This is a genomic window from Rossellomorea vietnamensis, from assembly GCF_001305855.1.
Taxonomy (GTDB): domain Bacteria; phylum Bacillota; class Bacilli; order Bacillales; family Bacillaceae_B; genus Rossellomorea; species Rossellomorea vietnamensis_A.
In genome coordinates, this window is record NZ_LIXZ01000013.1 from 73,619 (window position 1) to 88,890 (window position 15,272).

General features: G+C 43.2%; 21 protein-coding genes. 10 read left to right on the forward strand and 11 right to left on the reverse strand.

Going from position 1 to position 15,272, the window contains the following annotated elements; translation table 11 throughout:
• Positions 1 to 139: 139 nt before the first annotated feature.
• Entirely contained in the window at positions 140 to 568 is a 429-nt protein-coding gene (locus tag AM506_RS15410) for a hypothetical protein (RefSeq protein WP_060673381.1), read from the forward strand.
• 295 nt (positions 569 to 863) lie between these two features.
• The gene (locus AM506_RS15415; protein WP_060673382.1) at positions 864 to 3,005 is read left to right on the forward strand and encodes an ATP-dependent Clp protease ATP-binding subunit; all 2,142 of its coding nucleotides are present in this window, start codon (positions 864 to 866) and stop codon (positions 3,003 to 3,005) included.
• 150 nt (positions 3,006 to 3,155) lie between these two features.
• Here the strand turns inward: AM506_RS15415 and AM506_RS15420 are convergent, their stop codons facing one another.
• Both AM506_RS15420 and AM506_RS15425 read right to left on the reverse strand, forming a co-directional pair.
• A complete protein-coding gene (locus tag AM506_RS15420) occupies positions 3,156 to 3,668 on the reverse strand; it encodes a CBO0543 family protein (protein ID WP_060673383.1) in 513 nt (170 codons plus the stop codon).
• A gap of 112 nt (positions 3,669 to 3,780) precedes the next feature.
• Entirely contained in the window at positions 3,781 to 4,527 is a 747-nt protein-coding gene (locus AM506_RS15425; RefSeq protein ID WP_152968611.1) for a Cof-type HAD-IIB family hydrolase, read from the reverse strand.
• A gap of 160 nt (positions 4,528 to 4,687) precedes the next feature.
• On the opposite strand from AM506_RS15425, the gene AM506_RS15430 reads away from it, so the two are divergent.
• The gene (locus AM506_RS15430) at positions 4,688 to 5,053 is read left to right on the forward strand and encodes an MGMT family protein (RefSeq protein ID WP_060673385.1); all 366 of its coding nucleotides are present in this window, start codon (positions 4,688 to 4,690) and stop codon (positions 5,051 to 5,053) included.
• On the opposite strand, the gene AM506_RS15435 is transcribed toward AM506_RS15430, so the two are convergent.
• Both AM506_RS15435 and AM506_RS15440 read right to left on the reverse strand, forming a co-directional pair.
• Entirely contained in the window at positions 5,021 to 5,203 is a 183-nt protein-coding gene (locus tag AM506_RS15435; protein ID WP_060673386.1) for a hypothetical protein, read from the reverse strand. The genes AM506_RS15430 and AM506_RS15435 overlap by 33 nt on opposite strands.
• 64 nt (positions 5,204 to 5,267) lie before the next feature.
• A complete protein-coding gene (locus AM506_RS15440; protein WP_060673387.1) occupies positions 5,268 to 6,890 on the reverse strand; it encodes an ABC1 kinase family protein in 1,623 nt (540 codons plus the stop codon).
• 363 nt (positions 6,891 to 7,253) lie between these two features.
• On the opposite strand from AM506_RS15440, the gene AM506_RS15445 reads away from it, so the two are divergent.
• Positions 7,254 to 7,754: a DoxX family protein gene (locus AM506_RS15445; protein ID WP_060673388.1), complete on the forward strand. Its 501-nt coding sequence runs from the start codon at positions 7,254 to 7,256 to the stop codon at positions 7,752 to 7,754.
• Positions 7,755 to 7,848: 94 nt separating this feature from the next.
• Here the strand turns inward: AM506_RS15445 and AM506_RS15450 are convergent, their stop codons facing one another.
• The 3 genes from AM506_RS15450 to AM506_RS15455 form a co-directional block, all read right to left on the reverse strand.
• Complete coding sequence (locus AM506_RS15450; RefSeq protein WP_060673389.1) at positions 7,849 to 8,034, reverse strand: YfhD family protein; 186 nt, start codon at positions 8,032 to 8,034, stop codon at positions 7,849 to 7,851.
• Between the two features lie 103 nt (positions 8,035 to 8,137).
• On the reverse strand, positions 8,138 to 8,263 hold the full coding sequence (locus tag AM506_RS22230; RefSeq protein WP_079531092.1) for a YfhE family protein: 126 nt from the start codon (positions 8,261 to 8,263) through the stop codon (positions 8,138 to 8,140).
• A 71-nt stretch (positions 8,264 to 8,334) separates the two neighbouring features.
• Positions 8,335 to 9,240 (reverse strand): TIGR01777 family oxidoreductase, encoded by a 906-nt coding sequence (locus tag AM506_RS15455; protein ID WP_060673390.1) that lies wholly within the window; start codon positions 9,238 to 9,240, stop codon positions 8,335 to 8,337.
• Between the two features lie 91 nt (positions 9,241 to 9,331).
• Here AM506_RS15455 and recX point away from each other — a divergent pair, with 91 nt between their 5' ends.
• Positions 9,332 to 10,138, forward strand: coding sequence for a recombination regulator RecX (gene recX, locus AM506_RS15460; RefSeq protein WP_060673391.1), 807 nt, complete (start codon positions 9,332 to 9,334; stop codon positions 10,136 to 10,138).
• Between the two features lie 28 nt (positions 10,139 to 10,166).
• Positions 10,167 to 10,580, forward strand: coding sequence for a hypothetical protein (locus AM506_RS15465; RefSeq protein ID WP_060673392.1), 414 nt, complete (start codon positions 10,167 to 10,169; stop codon positions 10,578 to 10,580).
• A 41-nt stretch (positions 10,581 to 10,621) separates the two neighbouring features.
• Here the strand turns inward: AM506_RS15465 and AM506_RS15470 are convergent, their stop codons facing one another.
• Positions 10,622 to 11,293 (reverse strand): SDR family NAD(P)-dependent oxidoreductase, encoded by a 672-nt coding sequence (locus AM506_RS15470; RefSeq protein ID WP_060673393.1) that lies wholly within the window; start codon positions 11,291 to 11,293, stop codon positions 10,622 to 10,624.
• Between the two features lie 223 nt (positions 11,294 to 11,516).
• Here AM506_RS15470 and AM506_RS15475 point away from each other — a divergent pair, with 223 nt between their 5' ends.
• A complete protein-coding gene (locus AM506_RS15475; RefSeq protein WP_060673394.1) occupies positions 11,517 to 11,843 on the forward strand; it encodes a YfhH family protein in 327 nt (108 codons plus the stop codon).
• A gap of 37 nt (positions 11,844 to 11,880) precedes the next feature.
• Here AM506_RS15475 and AM506_RS22235 read toward each other — a convergent pair whose 3' ends face one another.
• Both AM506_RS22235 and AM506_RS15480 read right to left on the reverse strand, forming a co-directional pair.
• Positions 11,881 to 12,039 (reverse strand): YpzG family protein, encoded by a 159-nt coding sequence (locus tag AM506_RS22235; protein ID WP_082051311.1) that lies wholly within the window; start codon positions 12,037 to 12,039, stop codon positions 11,881 to 11,883.
• Positions 12,040 to 12,070: 31 nt separating this feature from the next.
• Positions 12,071 to 12,235: a small, acid-soluble spore protein K gene (locus AM506_RS15480; RefSeq protein ID WP_034762570.1), complete on the reverse strand. Its 165-nt coding sequence runs from the start codon at positions 12,233 to 12,235 to the stop codon at positions 12,071 to 12,073.
• Between the two features lie 151 nt (positions 12,236 to 12,386).
• Between AM506_RS15480 and AM506_RS15485 the strand changes: the two genes are divergently transcribed.
• Positions 12,387 to 12,662, forward strand: a complete 276-nt coding sequence (locus AM506_RS15485; protein ID WP_060673395.1) for a YfhJ family protein — start codon at positions 12,387 to 12,389, stop codon at positions 12,660 to 12,662.
• Positions 12,663 to 12,705: 43 nt separating this feature from the next.
• Here AM506_RS15485 and AM506_RS15490 read toward each other — a convergent pair whose 3' ends face one another.
• On the reverse strand, positions 12,706 to 13,692 hold the full coding sequence (locus AM506_RS15490) for a metal-dependent hydrolase (RefSeq protein ID WP_060673396.1): 987 nt from the start codon (positions 13,690 to 13,692) through the stop codon (positions 12,706 to 12,708).
• An 87-nt stretch (positions 13,693 to 13,779) separates the two neighbouring features.
• Between AM506_RS15490 and AM506_RS15495 the strand changes: the two genes are divergently transcribed.
• Both AM506_RS15495 and mutY read left to right on the forward strand, forming a co-directional pair.
• Entirely contained in the window at positions 13,780 to 14,088 is a 309-nt protein-coding gene (locus AM506_RS15495) for a hypothetical protein (RefSeq protein WP_060673397.1), read from the forward strand.
• A gap of 49 nt (positions 14,089 to 14,137) precedes the next feature.
• Positions 14,138 to 15,241 carry an A/G-specific adenine glycosylase gene (gene mutY / locus AM506_RS15500; RefSeq protein ID WP_235576126.1) on the forward strand — a complete coding sequence of 368 codons (1,104 nt, stop codon included), beginning with the start codon at positions 14,138 to 14,140 and terminating at the stop codon, positions 15,239 to 15,241.
• The last annotated feature ends 31 nt before the right edge of the window (positions 15,242 to 15,272 follow it).

Genomic DNA, 15,272 nt, shown 5'->3' on the forward strand with positions numbered 1-15,272 from the left:
TGGAATCGCTATTTTGGTTCTACTAGCCGTTAGTGCCATTAGCTAATATTTAAAGATTCACCATTCCTTGAAGACGGGATGAGGAGTCTTCAAGGAATACCATTACATTGAAAACTGCAAAAAGATGGAGGGGAAAACGATGAGTGAAAAAAATAATCCACTAGAAGGACTTATGGATCTGATCAACCAATACACAAAAGAAGATGAGAGTAAACTGGATCTGGAAACGGCAAAAGAAAAGGTAAGTTCATTACTGAATGAGGATCATCTTAAAGGACTGTTAGGTTCGGAAGGAAAGGGGTCTCTGGATGCACTAGGTTCACTTGGAAACTTAGGGTCCATGGCAAACATGATGAATATTCTTCCAATGATTGAAAAGGTGGTGAATCAGCGTATGTATAAAAAACAATCCGAATCCTACAAGCATGATGGTTGTAAAAAAGACAAGCATCAAGACATCAAAGATCTTCTAGAAGAGATTCTGGAAGAACTAAAGAAGATTAAAAAATGTACTTGCCATAAAAAGAAGCATGGATGCTACAAAGACAACTGGGAGCATTGGTATTAATGGAGTCGGCGTATATGCCGGCTTTTTTTTGTGCAATTCAGGATGGGTATACCAATAAATCAATTATTTGATTTCTCTATTCCACCCTACTATACTCTTCAATCAACGGGAAAATAAATTCCAACCAAAAATTTCCATAAGCAAAAATCTTGAAAGTCAAAAAAGGTCAAAGTATACTGTGTTTATAAGGTCAAATAAAGTCAAAGTCAAACATAGTCAAATTTTGATTTGACCTTAACTATAAACCTACTAATAAACTATTTATATATAACAAGACAACAGGAGGTCATGTTTCATGAAATGCCAAGTATGTCAACACAATCAAGCAACGGTTGAAGTGTATACGCAAGTGAATGGTAATAAATTCAGTATGAAAATGTGTTCTGCTTGCTTTCAAAAGCAGCAAATCCCTTCTGGCATTCAAGGAGGATTCCCGTTTGATGAATTGTTCAAAGGGATGAATATGGGTGGAAGTCCAGACCACGGATTCCATAACCAACATCAGCCAACTTCACCTCAAACGAAAGGTGGAAACGGAAATGGAGGAAACGGCATCCTCGATCAGTTTAGCCGTAATGTCACTGGAGCAGCCAAAGCCGGCTTGATCGATCCGGTTATCGGTCGTGACAAAGAAGTGGATCGTGTGATTGAGATTCTGAACCGCCGCAATAAAAACAATCCGGTACTGATCGGTGAGCCCGGTGTCGGGAAAACAGCCATAGCGGAAGGATTGGCACGTAAAATCGTAGCAGGTGATGTGCCGTCAAAATTATTGAATAAAGAAGTATATGTGATGGATGTTGCTTCCTTGACAGCTGGTACTGGCGTTAGGGGATCATTCGAGGAACGGATGAAAGCCATCATCAATGAATTGCAAAGTCGTGAGAACGTCATGCTGTTCATCGATGAGATCCATCAATTAGTGGGAGCAGGTTCTGCAGAAGGGTCCATGGATGCAGGGAATATCCTAAAGCCGGCCCTTGCCCGTGGTGAACTGCAGGTGATTGGGGCGACAACCCTTAAAGAGTATCGTCAAATCGAAAAAGATGCGGCACTCGAACGCCGCTTCCAGCCTGTTATGGTCAATGAGCCTACACAAGAAGAAGCCATTGAAATTCTAAAGGGTTTAAAAAACCGCTATGAAGACTATCATGGGGTGGAATTCACCGACGAGAGCATCGAGGCTTGTGTGAAATTATCCCACCGCTATATACAGGACCGATTCCTGCCGGATAAAGCGATTGATCTGATGGATGAGGCAGGTTCAAAAGTGAACCTTCTATCTGAAGGCAAGGATAAAACGGCCCTCCACAAAAGATTACATGAGGTAAGATTGAAGAAAGAGCAGGCAACGAAAGAAGAAAATTATGAGCAGGCAGCACTTCTCAGAGATCAGGAAGCGGACTTGGAGGAACAACTAGGCCGTGGTATTTCTGATTCGAAGGCACTTGTAGAAAAGGAATTGATTCAGGCGATCATTGAAACCAAAACAGGCATCCCTGTTGGAAAGCTTCAAAGTGATGATCGCAAACGGATGAAGTCCCTTGAAGAAAACCTTGCTCATAAAGTGATCGGACAGGAGGAAGCCGTGAAAAAAGTGGCGAAATCCATCCGACGCAGTCGGGCAGGCCTGAAAGCAAAGCACCGTCCAATCGGCACATTCCTTTTTGTCGGACCGACGGGGGTAGGGAAAACAGAATTAACAAAGACACTGGCAGAAGAGTTGTTTGGATCTAAAGATTCCATGCTTCGACTGGATATGAGTGAGTATATGGAGAAACACTCTGTTTCTAAGTTGATTGGTTCCCCTCCAGGGTATGTAGGTCATGAGGAATCCGGTCAACTGACGGAAAAAGTACGAAGAAATCCTTACTCCATCATACTCCTGGATGAAATTGAAAAAGCCCACCCGGATGTTCAGCATATGTTCCTGCAGATTCTTGAAGATGGGCGTCTGACGGATAGTCAGGGAAGAACGGTCAGCTTCAAAGAGACTGTGATCATCATGACAAGCAACGCTGGGGTGACGGACAAGAAAGAAGCAGTCGTCGGTTTCGATACGGGAGGTACAGATGCCATTAAAGAAACGAACATTCTTCAATCACTTGGTGCCTACTTTAAGCCGGAATTTCTGAACCGATTTGACAGTATCATTGAATTCAAATCTCTGGAAAAAGAAGAACTGCTTCAAATTCTTGATCTGATGCTGAATGAGCTTCAGGCAGAACTCAAGGAGCAGGGGATTACCATGACGATCGATGGGGAAGCGAAGCGCAAGCTCGTGGAACTCGGGTATCATCCTGAATTTGGTGCACGACCATTGCGCCGCGTAATCCAAGAAAGAGTGGAAGATAAAATTGCCGACTTCCTTCTTGATGAAGAAGGTGTGGCGGAAATGAACGTGTCACTTGAAAATGATGAGATTATCGTGAAATAAATTGAAAAAGAAGCATCCGGAATTTTGAGGGTGCTTCTTTTTCTTTATTCTTTTCGTTTTAATATCGCGATATAAATGGCCATCGCAATATAAACACAAATAACCGATACAATAAAAACAGGGGTAGGAAAGGAAGTCATCGAAACAGCCTCACTTTAATTCATGAAAAGATGGATGGAAAATCAGTAAAAGGATGCCAATGATCGGAATCGAAATGATGAGTGCAAGCAACGGTTTTTTGTGATGCAATCCCAAGATGGTAAACATGATGATATTAAAAACAGCAGACCATCCTAAGTTCCAGCCATTTTCGTAAATGAACAAACCTTTTTTGTGAAATAAGTACTCCAGGAACGTAAAGTAAGTAATCCAGCTTGAGACATATAGAATCTTCTTTTTACGATAGGGAAAATAACGAAGATAGATCATAATCACCACCGGAATGATAAAAAAGGTGAAAACGAAATCGATCAACGTATGATTGAGCCAGTCAACCGTCACCGCTTTATACTCCCATAAGGTGTGGTTGTAAAAAATCAGGTTATAGGTGAGATTGCAAATGATATAAAATTGAACCGTTGGATAAAAATCTTTCCACCGTTTCCAATCAATAAAGAACTTTGCGAAAAGTAAATAAACCACTACTACTAGTATTAGATACATATCGGATACAATCCTTGTTTTTTCCATTAGTATGGACGTAACAGGAAAGGAATAGACCCTGTGTAAAGAGAAAGTGCCTGATTCGGTTGAGAATCAGGCACCTTTATTCTAATTAGTTCATTTCTTTCAGTACTTTATCGATTGCTTGAGCGACTCCGTGATCAGTATTGATCCCTGTCACCCAGTCGGCTGCTTCTTTCACTGCTTCCTGAGCGTTGCCCATGGCCACACCGAATCCTGCTTCACGGATCATCGCGATGTCATTCATACTGTCCCCGACTGCCATGACCTGATCCATTGATAGGTCCAGCCATTTACACACCTTCACCAATGCAGCCGCCTTATTGACCCCTGCTGGATTGATCTCGATGTTGGTGGGTGATGAATTCGTAATTTCAAGTGCTTCATTCTTCACCAGTTCGTCCATCATGACTTTACGGACATCATCATCCTGGATATCAAAGCCAAACTTCAGCCAGTTATAAGATTCGATATCCTGATTAAAAGTTTTCCTGCTATTGAATAAGCCTTGGGACGTGGAAGACCAGAAATACACATCATGCTCTTCTTTAAGCTCCCATAGCTGCTTTACAAGATCAATATCAAGAGGGATGCGATCTACAAGATTGTATTCATGATCGTAGATTTCCCCGCCATTCACGGTGACAAGGTAAGAGGAGCGACCAAGCTCATCTGAAATATCCCTGCATGTAAATAGGGAGCGGCCGGTACTCAGTACAACATGAATTCCCTTTTCCTTTGCCCGCTGAATGGCTTGTTCGTTTTCCGGGGATACCTCGCCCTCATGATTGACGAGTGTCCCATCCATATCCAGTGCAATCAGTTTAATATCCTTCATTCTTATCACGTCCTTCTTTTCATTCATCTACAGTGTAATATAAAGAGAGCGAAACTCCTAGGAAGGTGACTTGCTGAAGGGCATGAGTTCCTAAATCGGGGACTTCCTATTACAATAAGGTTAAAACATAGTTGAGAGGAAGAAGGGGAGGTGAACAAGCATGAAGCCGTTTACTGAACGGGCGGTGAACATCATAGCCGATATTCCTCAGGGAAAGGTCATGACGTACGGGCAAATTGCAGAGCTTGCAGGAAGCCCGAGGGCGGCAAGGCAGGTCGTGAGGATACTACACTCCATGAGTGAAAAGTATAAACTCCCCTGGCACAGGGTTCTAAACAGCAAAGGGGAAATCGGATTTCGTGATGAGGAGCAAATGATGGGCCAAAGGCTGTCCCTTGAAGCGGAGGGAGTCCATTTTATAGGGAATAACAGGATTGAGCTTGGGAAATATCAGCATCACCCTGAATCTGAGTGGAACACACATACTGAAGTTTCAATCAAACAAACCGAAAATGAGGGCAAATAAAGTCAGAAGGCCCGTGAACCCAATGATGGTATAACCGATGATCCGGATCCCGAGTGGAAGACTTCCCATTTCGGGCTTGTTCATGGGTGCCCCTTCGATTTTAGACATATGGTCAATCACATCATTAAACGGTTGTTTACGATTTGTCATAGTATCCTTCCCCTCTGTATTTTACCATAAAAAGGTAACCTCATTATAGGTTACCTTTTTAGATTTAATGCAATTGTCCATTCTTCAACTTCTTCAACCAGTTTCTTTGCTTCGTGGCAATTATCCAATACGCAGCTAAACCGATTCCTGCAAGTCCAAAGCTACCTTGCCAGATGACCTCCATACCGAACGCAAGTCCTGAGAATCCCCCAATGCATCCTGCAAGCAGAAGGATAAAAGCCTGCTTTTTTTGGCTCTCAAATATCTTGAACTGAAAGCCGTTTAGCTGATGATGATCCTTTTGTTCCAATGCTTTTTCCGGTATATCCAACAACTGCCGTACTTTTTGAACGGTCTGAAATAGAGGTTGGGCGCTGACCCATTTCATGAGAAGCTCCCATTTGTTCGTGTTCCCATCCTTCACCCAATCCATGAAGGCTGGTTTAACGACATCAAGGGTTTCCTCATTGGGATTCAATGTGTGGACAAGTCCTTCGATGGTGGCGAAGGATCGCCCTAAAAAGATAAAGCGTGTCGGAACCTGTACAGGAAGTGATTTGACCATTTCGTTGATTTCCTTCTTTACTGATATCAAATCCATCTGTTTAAACTGCTCCATATCAAGAGAGACAAATTCCTTTAGCACAGGCTCAATCGTCTTCGGACTGGCGTCTGGAAGCAGGAACCCCAATTCGGCAAGAGCTTCCGAAGCTTTCCGGAAATTCTTTAGAAGAACCCCTTCGAGAAGATCTTGGAAATGGGCTGAATCCCTTTTTGAGATTTCCCCGATCATCCCGTAATCCAATAAAACGAATGTACCATCAGGCTGAAGCAGAATGTTCCCAGCATGGGGATCGGCATGAAAGATTCCGGGCTCAAGCCACTGAGGGAGGAAGAGCCGGAATAGTTCCTGTGAGAGCTTCTGGCCATTCAGTCCATACAATTCAATCGCTTCTCTATCATTCAATCGAACACCATCGACCCATTCCATCACCAATACTTTATCTGTACAGAGTTCAGGGTACATCGTCGGGATCTTCACATTGGCATGATCTTTAAACCTCTGTTTAAAAGAAATGGCAGTACTCATTTCTTTGGAAAAGTCGAGCTCCTGCTCGATGACCTGTTTCAATTCTCTATATAGCATCTTAAAATCGATGAATCCTTTTGGCATGGGAGCAAAATGCCGGGCAAACCAGATGATGATGGACAACGTCCGGAAATCAGTCTTCACAAGAGAAGGGATCTCCGGCCTTTGTACCTTGATGGCTGCTTGTGTGCCATCAAGCAATGTCGCTTTGTACACTTCTCCGATGGAAGCCGAAGCGATGGCTTCTTTATCTATGCTTTGTATCTTAGAAGAAAGGGAACTTCCCCATTCCCCTTCAAGAACGGATTCAATCTTTTCCCAAGGTGAAGGAGGTACATGGTCAACCAAGTCCTGAATTTGATTGATGAACCCTTTCGGGAGCAAATCCTCCCGTATACTCAACAGTTGTCCAACTTTGATCAACACGCCATTCAGTTCAAAAAGGGTTTCTTTGAACTCTTTTCCGATTCGTTCCCAAAGCTTTTCTTTGTCCCATTGAGACTTACCCCGCAGCCGGTACCAGTAGACCCTCACCACTATGGATAAGGCGAGTGATAATACCTTCCACATTCTCCAAAGCTTGTTTTGTGACTTCATTGTTTCATCCCCCGCATTCGGAAACTGTTTATATGTCTATTATGTAGTACGAAAGTAAAATAGGAAAGTTTCACTTAAATCAACGTCATTGATTCTAAAACGTTAATTTGGAAAGAAATTTGATAAGTGATATACCGTTGAAAATTCAGCACCTGTACTCATCATAATATTCAAGACTTTGACACCTTTGTGAACGACATGAAAGCCTATTGTATTAAGGTGTAAGAAGAGGTATAGTAAGAGTGTAAAGAACATGTGAAACAATTCACAATCACACGAATATAAATGACAACAAGACATCTTAACGCAATGATATTTGTGAAAAGTTTCACAAATTATACATTCAAAAGGAGATGATCCATCATGAGATGGTGGGAAAATCAAAAAGTGAGCGCGGTTTGGACAGTGTTGAGAGTTTGGCTTGGAGTTCAATGGCTTGAAGCTGGATGGCATAAGGTGAATGACGGCTTTGATGCAAGCGGCTTTTTGCAGGGGGCTTTGGCTAATGCTACAGGAGATCATCCTGCCGTCCAAGGATGGTATGCAGAATTCTTGAAAGGATTTGCTTTGCCAAACGTAGAACTGTTCAATGTCTTGATTCCTTGGGGAGAAATATTGGTAGGGGTAGGGTTGATTGTTGGATTCATGACCATTCCGGCTCTTCTCGCAGGAGCATTTATGAACCTGAACTTCTTACTGGCAGGGACTGTGAGCACGAACCCCATCCTTTACACAGCGGCCATCATCCTTCTTTTTGCAGGTAGAGGTGCCTACTTCTGGGGAGCCGACCATTGGATGATTCCTTACTTGAAACAGGTGTTCACCCAACATGACAGAAAGCACAAGAAGCCGATTGTTGTATGAAAATTTCGGATATGAAATAGCCCCATGCTGTCACAGCGTGGGGCTATTTATAACTGAATTCCTCAAACCCGACATTTTTAACTAACGGGATTCACTATTGGTTTTTCTTCACTCGTGCACGTTGGTTTGCAGCGTTCGCACGGGCTTGTGCTTCCATATCCGCCTGGTCGGCAAGTTCTCTTGAGAACTCTTCGTCAACACCATCAGATTTGAGCTGAGCGGGTGTTTGTGGCAGGCTGTTTTTGTTTCCTCTTTTGCTATGGCCGCGTGATCTTCCCAATATCAACATCCCCTTTTGGTTAAAAAATAAAGGTACAGGATCCTTTGGAACCTGTACCTTTATCTTTCTTCAAAGTAAGGACTTTTAGTTAGGTAATAATTGTCTATCTGTGTGCTTTGGAGCTGAAACCGCCTGCACGGTCTGCTGCTTTGAACTCCCTTGAGTACGTTACTTCCTGAGCACTTGATAGAACCGACTTGTTTTTGTCTTTCTTTTTCTTATTATCCATTCCTATGTACATCCCTTCTTTTCAAGATTAATTCTATTTTTGCCGTGAAATGAAAGGGACATACCTATGATTTACTGATAAATATCCTTGAGGGCACTTTTCAATTCAGGATATTGGAATTGAAAACCGTGTTCTGACAGGACACTCGGAAGGACTTTTTGACCTTCCAGCACAAGGGCGCTCATTTCACCCATTGCCACTTTTAAAGCGAGTGAAGGGACCGGTATCCAGTGAGGTCTCCCGAGGACCGTCCCGAGTGTCTTTCCGAATTCTTTCATGGTGACGGGAGAGGGAGCGGTGACATTAACCGGTCCCTCAATCCCTTCCGTTTCGGCAACAAAATGCACGGCTCTCGCGATATCTTTAATATGAATCCATGACATCCACTGTTCACCAGAACCGACAGTCCCACCGACAAACATTTTATAGGGCAGCGCAATGCGGGGAAGGGCACCTTCGTCCCTGCCGAGAATGATGCCGAATCGCGTATAGGCTACCCTTATACCGATTTGTGCGGCTTTTGCTGCTTCCTTTTCCCATATTTGAACGGTTTCCCCAAGGAAATTGTCTGCGGTCTCGGTTGAGGCTTCCGTATACGTATTCGTCTTGGAAGAGGGGTAATAGCCGATTGCGCTTGCATTGATAAGGCATAATGGTTTCTCTCTCAGGGCCTTGATGATATTGATGACTTCCCTGGTGGAGTTGATCCGGCTATTAATGATGCGTTTCTTCCGTTCGTCTGTCCAGCGTCCGCTATTGATCGATTCACCGGCAAGATTGATAAACGCATGAATACCTTCAAGCATTTCTTCCGGCCTCGCGCCATCCGACAGCCACTTCACATACGTCACTCCTGGCTGCGCCTCATATTTATCCGGATTTCGGGTCAGGATCATCACTTCATGCTGGTGTTTGAGAAGTTCCTCTGTCAGTGCCCGCCCGACAAAACCTGTTCCACCTGTTATAGCGATCTTCATCATCATCCCTCCAGTTATACTTATTATTTTACCTATCTTCACAATAAAAAACATATGTTGAATGTGTTAGGATTAATATGAGGTGGAAAAAATGGGTAAGATTACGAAAATAACGAAGCAAGTGAAGAACGATGAGCGTTACAATTTATTTATAGATGGCAAATATTCTTTCAGTGTCGACGAAGCGGTCCTTGCTAAGTTTCAGCTCAGAAAAGGGCTGGAGGTGGATGAGCTCGAGATTTCGGAGCTTCAATATGAAGACGATGTAAAAAAAGCATTCAATAAAGCCATTCAATATCTTGCCTACCGGATGAGAACGGAAAAGGAAATCCGTGATCACCTGCAGGAAGGGGACCCGGAGGAAGGGGTCATCCAGGAAGTCATTCATAAATTAAATGAGATTAAATACATCAATGATTTAGAATTCGCCCATGCGTTTGTCGGTACGCAGATGAATACGGCTGATAAGGGGCCGACTTGGATCCGCGGGGAATTAAGAAGGAAAGGCGTAGGGGATTCTCATATTGAAGAGGCCCTATCCGCTTTCACACAAGAAAAGCAGGTAGACAAAGCGGTTGCCCTGACAGAAAAGCTCCTTCATAAATATCGAAAAGATTCAAAGATGATTGCCAAGCAAAAGATTGAACAAAACATGATGAGGAAAGGGTATCCTGGCTCAATCATGAAAATCGTATGGGAAACAGTCGAATCCGAACGGGATGATGATGAGAGATGGGATGCTGTTTACCATCAGGGGTTGAAGGCACACAGAAAACTCAGTTCAAAATATGATGGTTATGAGTATGTACAGAAAATGAAACAAACGTTGTATCGGAAAGGATTTTCAATGGAAGACATTGAAAGGTTGTTGGAAGAATTAAAAGAAAATGAAGAGTGATTAAACCGGATGGGAAAGGGAGAGTTCAGTGGAGATCGTTGCGATCCTGTTTGTTGTTGTTACCCTGCCACTTATCATTGGGACAGGGAGAAAATTCAAGCTTTATGCCGGGGGAATCGTAATTGGTAATGCCCTGCTATTTCTCATCGGTGAATTGATTATCAAAATGCAAACGGACTTCTTTTCATTAGGCAGGCAGGAGTGGTACAAGCAGGGCTTTTCTGAGGATATGGGAAAATGGGTCGTGCCATTTTTTCTTCTGGGAGTGGCAATCTTCTTGATCCTCGTCAATATCAGGATGATTCAGCAGTTTTTAAAACGAAAGGATGGAATCCGCTGGGTATGGATCGCCTTTGTCGTGGTCATTGATGTATTCGCATTGTTTTTAGTCCCAATGCTATTATTTTTTGTGGCCTTTATGTTTTTTCCGTTTGCTCCTTAAATCAAGGCAGCCATCTATAATGGAAGGCTGCCTTTTTTGGTTTATTTTTTTGATTCGATGACGATCTCATCTTTTTTTCGGTATTCATTCACGATCGTTTCCGCTACTTCTTTGGGAGAACGCAGTCTTGACGTGTCACTGATATGATCGCTGTTTTCCCAGAATGGAGTATCCATTCCACCCATATAAGCATTCACGATGCGAAGATTAGAGCCTTCGTATTCCTTTTGAAGGCTTTCCCCAAACCCTCTTAGAGAGAACTTGCTTGCTACGTAAAGGGACTCGTTTTTCTTGCCTCTTAGGCCGGCTGTAGAGATGATATTGATGATTGTGCATCCTTTCTCCAATTGAGGGAGCAGTGCCTTTGTTAACCGGATTGGCCCGAGGGTATTGGTTTCAAACATACTGATTAACTCATCGTCAGTTGACTCCTTGAAAGGACCGAAGTAGCCTACGCCAGCGTTATGTATGAGTAATTCAACGTTAAGATCACTAAGGTGATTCTTGCAGAATTGGTGAATGTCATGAGCGGAGCGAACATCCAACGTGGTAAATGAAACTTGTCCGCCCATGTTTTCAATTTCTGTTCCTGCTTCCTTTAAACGGTCTTCTGTTCGACCAAGGAGGAAGATATGATATCCTTGCCCGCTAAGAAGTTTCCCCAATTCTTTACCGAGGCCCGAGCCTCCACCTGTAATGAGGGCTGTCTTCATGATTAATCATCCTTTCTTATGCTTGTAGGGACTGACCAGCCGCTTGCGCTTTTCTTTGTCCAGCTCCAGCGGCTAGCCCCTCGAGGTCATAAGTCGTGATGGCCAAAAAGGCAAAGAACGCCTTTCCGGCCATCCCGTCTTATGCTTGTCGGGCCTGACCAGCCGCTTGCGCTTTTCTTATTGTATCATTTTCTCTATACTACTATTAGTAGAGGTGATGAGAATGGAACAAGAGAGAAGATATAGTGAGATGACGGAGCATGAGTTGAGGCAGGAGATTGCTTCGTTGAAAGAGAAGGCCCGAAAGGCTGAGCAGTTGGGGATTGTGAATGAGTTTGCCGTACTGGAGCGAAAAGCCCTTATGGCTCAGGCTTATTTGATGAATCCTGATGCTTATAAGCCTGGTGGGATTTATGGGATTGAAGGCGATCCAGGCACTTATTTTAAAATTGACTACTTGAATGGAGTATTCGCGTGGGGCTACAGACTGGGCGGAGACGGAAAAGAAGAAGCTTTACCCATTTCCCTTTTAGCTGCAGAAAAGAAATAAAGAAGAGGTCCGTCATTAGGGACGGACCTCTGAAGATCTAGGAACGCTTACGTGTCTGGTTTTCCAGAATGATTAAGTCTTGAGTTTGTGTTGTTTGTCCATTTGCCTGGGAATGGGCATGCTTCGGATTGTAGAATGCCTTGTTAAATGGACTGCTGTACTTGTTGCGGTAGAAGTTGTTTTTCATGTTTGCCATCGTGACTACCCCCTAATCAAATTTCACTGTATTAAAGTGAGTCGTGATCTCTTTGTCCTGAAGATTTCATGCGTTCTTGAGGATGGGTATTGATGGTGCCGTTAGCCCTTTTAGATGCATATTCCGCTTTTGCTCTCGGTTCACCTTCGAATTTATTGTTGTTCATGTTCGGGAACCCTGTCGATTTATTTCGCATAATGTGCCTCCTAAAAGGTGAAATGTACTGACTCATACCGTGAAGAAGCAAAGATTCACAACTAAGCTTAACCACGTACCTTTAGTATGGGTGAAATGATCGACATTATCATAAATGTACAAACTAAATATATGGAAAAGGAGGGGACAAAATGGAGTCAACATTCCACGAATTAACACAATTGTTAATTGAAAAAAATAATAAGCTTTCTTATGAGAAAGCAAGGACCTGGATTGAACTCGTGTGGGAAGATTTCGAAGCAACATACGCGAAAGCAGGTTACGATTACAAAGGAAAAGCAGTGACGGAGAAAGTCGTCCGTCAATGGGTCAATACGTATGGTGAACAGATTCATGAATTTGCCGCACAAAACCCGAAATACAAACACCTGATCGACGATAAAGAAGATGATGGTTTAGTGCATTAAAGTGATGAGGGACGGACCTTTTAAAGGCCCGTCCCTCACTGTTTTAATCAATTAAAATGTCGATGTCCACTTTTGAACGGAGTTTTTCTTCGCTGAAGACCCATCCTGTGTAGGAGCTCACGATGTTCAGGTCTTTATCGAGCTGTACCAGCGCCACGAATGGGTAGTGACCGTTATTCCGATATCGTAGATCGATGAAGCGTACTTCATAATGGTCATCGTACTCATCCACTTCCCAACGGTAAACCGGTGAAAAGGAGAGGAATGCAGCCAGGTTCTTATCCTTCCTGGCAGCATTGATGATCGGACTATCAGGGAGCTCCACACGTTTGAATTTATCAAAGATGGTGATCGACCGCCTAAATGCCCGTGCCACATAATAATGCTCCTTCGTTACGATGGCTAACCGCCACTGGAAAAATCGGATCGTCGGTGAAACGATGATTTTCTCGGCTTTCGGGATTCTTCGCTTCACCGCATTTTTCACGGCTTTTTGAACTTGGAATCTCAATACATAGTAAGCAAAAATGACAATGTACATGACCAAAAAGATTCTTCCCGGTGGTAATCCAAGGCCCCACAAAATCAAGCCTACTAAGTGTATTCCAAATATTACTGCATCAAACGTGTTAATGACCCCTAAAGCGACCCATTTCGACGAGATCGGCCTGATGGCCTGGGTCCCATAGGCGTTGAAAATGTCGACAAATACATGAAGGAATACCGCCACAAATGTCCAAATCCATAGATGAAGCAAATCTGCTCCGGGGAAAAACGGATAAAGACAAGCGACAATCAAGAGTGGCCAGAGAACGACCGCAGGAATACTGTGAGTAACTCCACGATGGTGGCGAATATAAACCGCATTATTACGTAATTTCAACACGGTATCGATGTCAGGTATTTGAGAGCCGATCACTGCAGCGACTAACACACTTTGAGAAGTGGCTGCGCTTTCAGCTACGACGGGATCTAAAGTAGCCAATCCCCCGAGAGCGAAGCCCATGACGATATGAGTGCCTGTATCCAAAAAAAGTCCTCCCTTGGCTCGCATTTCTAAGATTTGTTTATGACGTATCATTGGTGAACATGATATGGTTAAAAGGAGATTATTTCAATGAAAAACACTTTACACATACATTTGGAATATGAAATAAAGCAGAATTTAAAACCTCGGTATAAGCAAATTATGACCAATATCGCAGAGACATTACCACAATATGACGCTTTAAACTTCCATTGGGAGAAGGCTGAAGCCGATTCGAATCGCTATATCGAAACCTTCGTGGTTCCGACCGAGTCCCATTTTCATGCGTTAAAACGTTTACGGATGTCCCGTCGTCATTTATTATTTGGATTATTGGACGAATGTATTTGTGGTGGGTTACAAGAAATAAACCTTGTCTGTTTAAAAACAGAGTACTAATTATTTATTCCCTATTCAATGTAACAATTAACATCCTGGAGGTACAAAATTGATAGAACCACTGAAACACTTACAAACCATCAACCGTGAGGAATTTCAGAAAGATTTGATTTCATGGTTTTCAAGAGAACAACGTGATTTGCCGTGGAGGAATGATCAAGATCCCTATAAAGTATGGGTGTCAGAAATCATGCTTCAGCAAACGAGGGTGGATACGGTCATACCTTATTTTAACCGATTCATCGAGAAATTTCCTACAATAGATGCCCTTGCCTCCGCTGATGAAGAAGATGTCCTGAAAGCGTGGGAAGGCCTCGGCTATTATTCCAGGGTCAGGAATCTGCAAACAGCCGTAAGAGAAGTGAGGGAAAAGTATGAAGGAATCGTTCCGGATACACCGAAGGAAATTTCTTCTCTTAAAGGTGTAGGTCCCTACACAGCGGGTGCGATTTTAAGTATTGCCTATAGTAAACCAGAGCCAGCCGTAGACGGAAATGTGATGAGGGTATTTTCACGTATTTTATCCATATGGCTGGATATTGCCAAACCATCCTCAAGGAAAGTGTTTGATGAAGCAGTAAGGGAGCTGATTTCAAAAGAAAACCCTTCTTATTTCAATCAGGCACTGATGGAACTTGGTGCTCTGATCTGTACACCTACATCCCCATCCTGTCTGCTTTGTCCTGTACGGGAGCACTGTCAGGCTTTTGAAGAAGGAGTTCAAACTGAACTTCCGATTAAATCGAAGAAAAAGTCCGCCCGCAAGCTAAATATGGCGGCAGCTGTTTTGTTCACGGAAGATGATCGGGTTTTGATCCATAAGCGCCCTGGGAAGGGTCTGCTCGCTAATTTATGGGAATTCCCTAATTTTGAAGTGGGAAATGCGAGCAGTGGCCGGAAGCAATTGCTTCAGCTCATGGAAGAAGAGTATGATGTGGATTGCTCTTTAAAGACCGGAGTTGTGACAAAGATTCAGCATATTTTCTCTCATATTGTATGGGATATTGAAGTATATGTGGGATCTGTAGACAGCAACACGCTAGAAGGCAGCGAACTGATTGCCGTTACTCCTGCAGAAATCGAAAAGTATGCGTTTCCTGTTTCACACCAGAAGATCTGGAAGGAAACAGGTGCAGGGATACTACTGAAATAGAAAGGAGCAGCGTGCCCCGCTGCTCTTTTCA

What these genes read in the sequence shown, in the direction of transcription:
- AM506_RS15410 (WP_060673381.1), top strand. Translation starts at nt 140, where the DNA reads ATGAGTGAAAAAAATAATCCACTAGAAGGACTTATGGATCTGATCAAC.
- AM506_RS15415 (WP_060673382.1), top strand. Translation starts at nt 864, where the DNA reads ATGAAATGCCAAGTATGTCAACACAATCAAGCAACGGTTGAAGTGTAT.
- AM506_RS15420 (WP_060673383.1), bottom strand. Translation starts at nt 3,668, where the DNA reads ATGTATCTAATACTAGTAGTAGTGGTTTATTTACTTTTCGCAAAGTTC.
- AM506_RS15425 (WP_152968611.1), bottom strand. Translation starts at nt 4,527, where the DNA reads ATGAAGGATATTAAACTGATTGCACTGGATATGGATGGGACACTCGTC.
- AM506_RS15430 (WP_060673385.1), top strand. Translation starts at nt 4,688, where the DNA reads ATGAAGCCGTTTACTGAACGGGCGGTGAACATCATAGCCGATATTCCT.
- AM506_RS15435 (WP_060673386.1), bottom strand. Translation starts at nt 5,203, where the DNA reads ATGACAAATCGTAAACAACCGTTTAATGATGTGATTGACCATATGTCT.
- AM506_RS15440 (WP_060673387.1), bottom strand. Translation starts at nt 6,890, where the DNA reads ATGAAGTCACAAAACAAGCTTTGGAGAATGTGGAAGGTATTATCACTC.
- AM506_RS15445 (WP_060673388.1), top strand. Translation starts at nt 7,254, where the DNA reads ATGAGATGGTGGGAAAATCAAAAAGTGAGCGCGGTTTGGACAGTGTTG.
- AM506_RS22230 (WP_079531092.1), bottom strand. Translation starts at nt 8,263, where the DNA reads ATGGATAATAAGAAAAAGAAAGACAAAAACAAGTCGGTTCTATCAAGT.
- AM506_RS15455 (WP_060673390.1), bottom strand. Translation starts at nt 9,240, where the DNA reads ATGAAGATCGCTATAACAGGTGGAACAGGTTTTGTCGGGCGGGCACTG.
- recX (WP_060673391.1), top strand. Translation starts at nt 9,332, where the DNA reads ATGGGTAAGATTACGAAAATAACGAAGCAAGTGAAGAACGATGAGCGT.
- AM506_RS15470 (WP_060673393.1), bottom strand. Translation starts at nt 11,293, where the DNA reads ATGAAGACAGCCCTCATTACAGGTGGAGGCTCGGGCCTCGGTAAAGAA.
- AM506_RS15475 (WP_060673394.1), top strand. Translation starts at nt 11,517, where the DNA reads ATGGAACAAGAGAGAAGATATAGTGAGATGACGGAGCATGAGTTGAGG.
- AM506_RS22235 (WP_082051311.1), bottom strand. Translation starts at nt 12,039, where the DNA reads ATGGCAAACATGAAAAACAACTTCTACCGCAACAAGTACAGCAGTCCA.
- AM506_RS15480 (WP_034762570.1), bottom strand. Translation starts at nt 12,235, where the DNA reads ATGCGAAATAAATCGACAGGGTTCCCGAACATGAACAACAATAAATTC.
- AM506_RS15485 (WP_060673395.1), top strand. Translation starts at nt 12,387, where the DNA reads ATGGAGTCAACATTCCACGAATTAACACAATTGTTAATTGAAAAAAAT.
- AM506_RS15495 (WP_060673397.1), top strand. Translation starts at nt 13,780, where the DNA reads ATGAAAAACACTTTACACATACATTTGGAATATGAAATAAAGCAGAAT.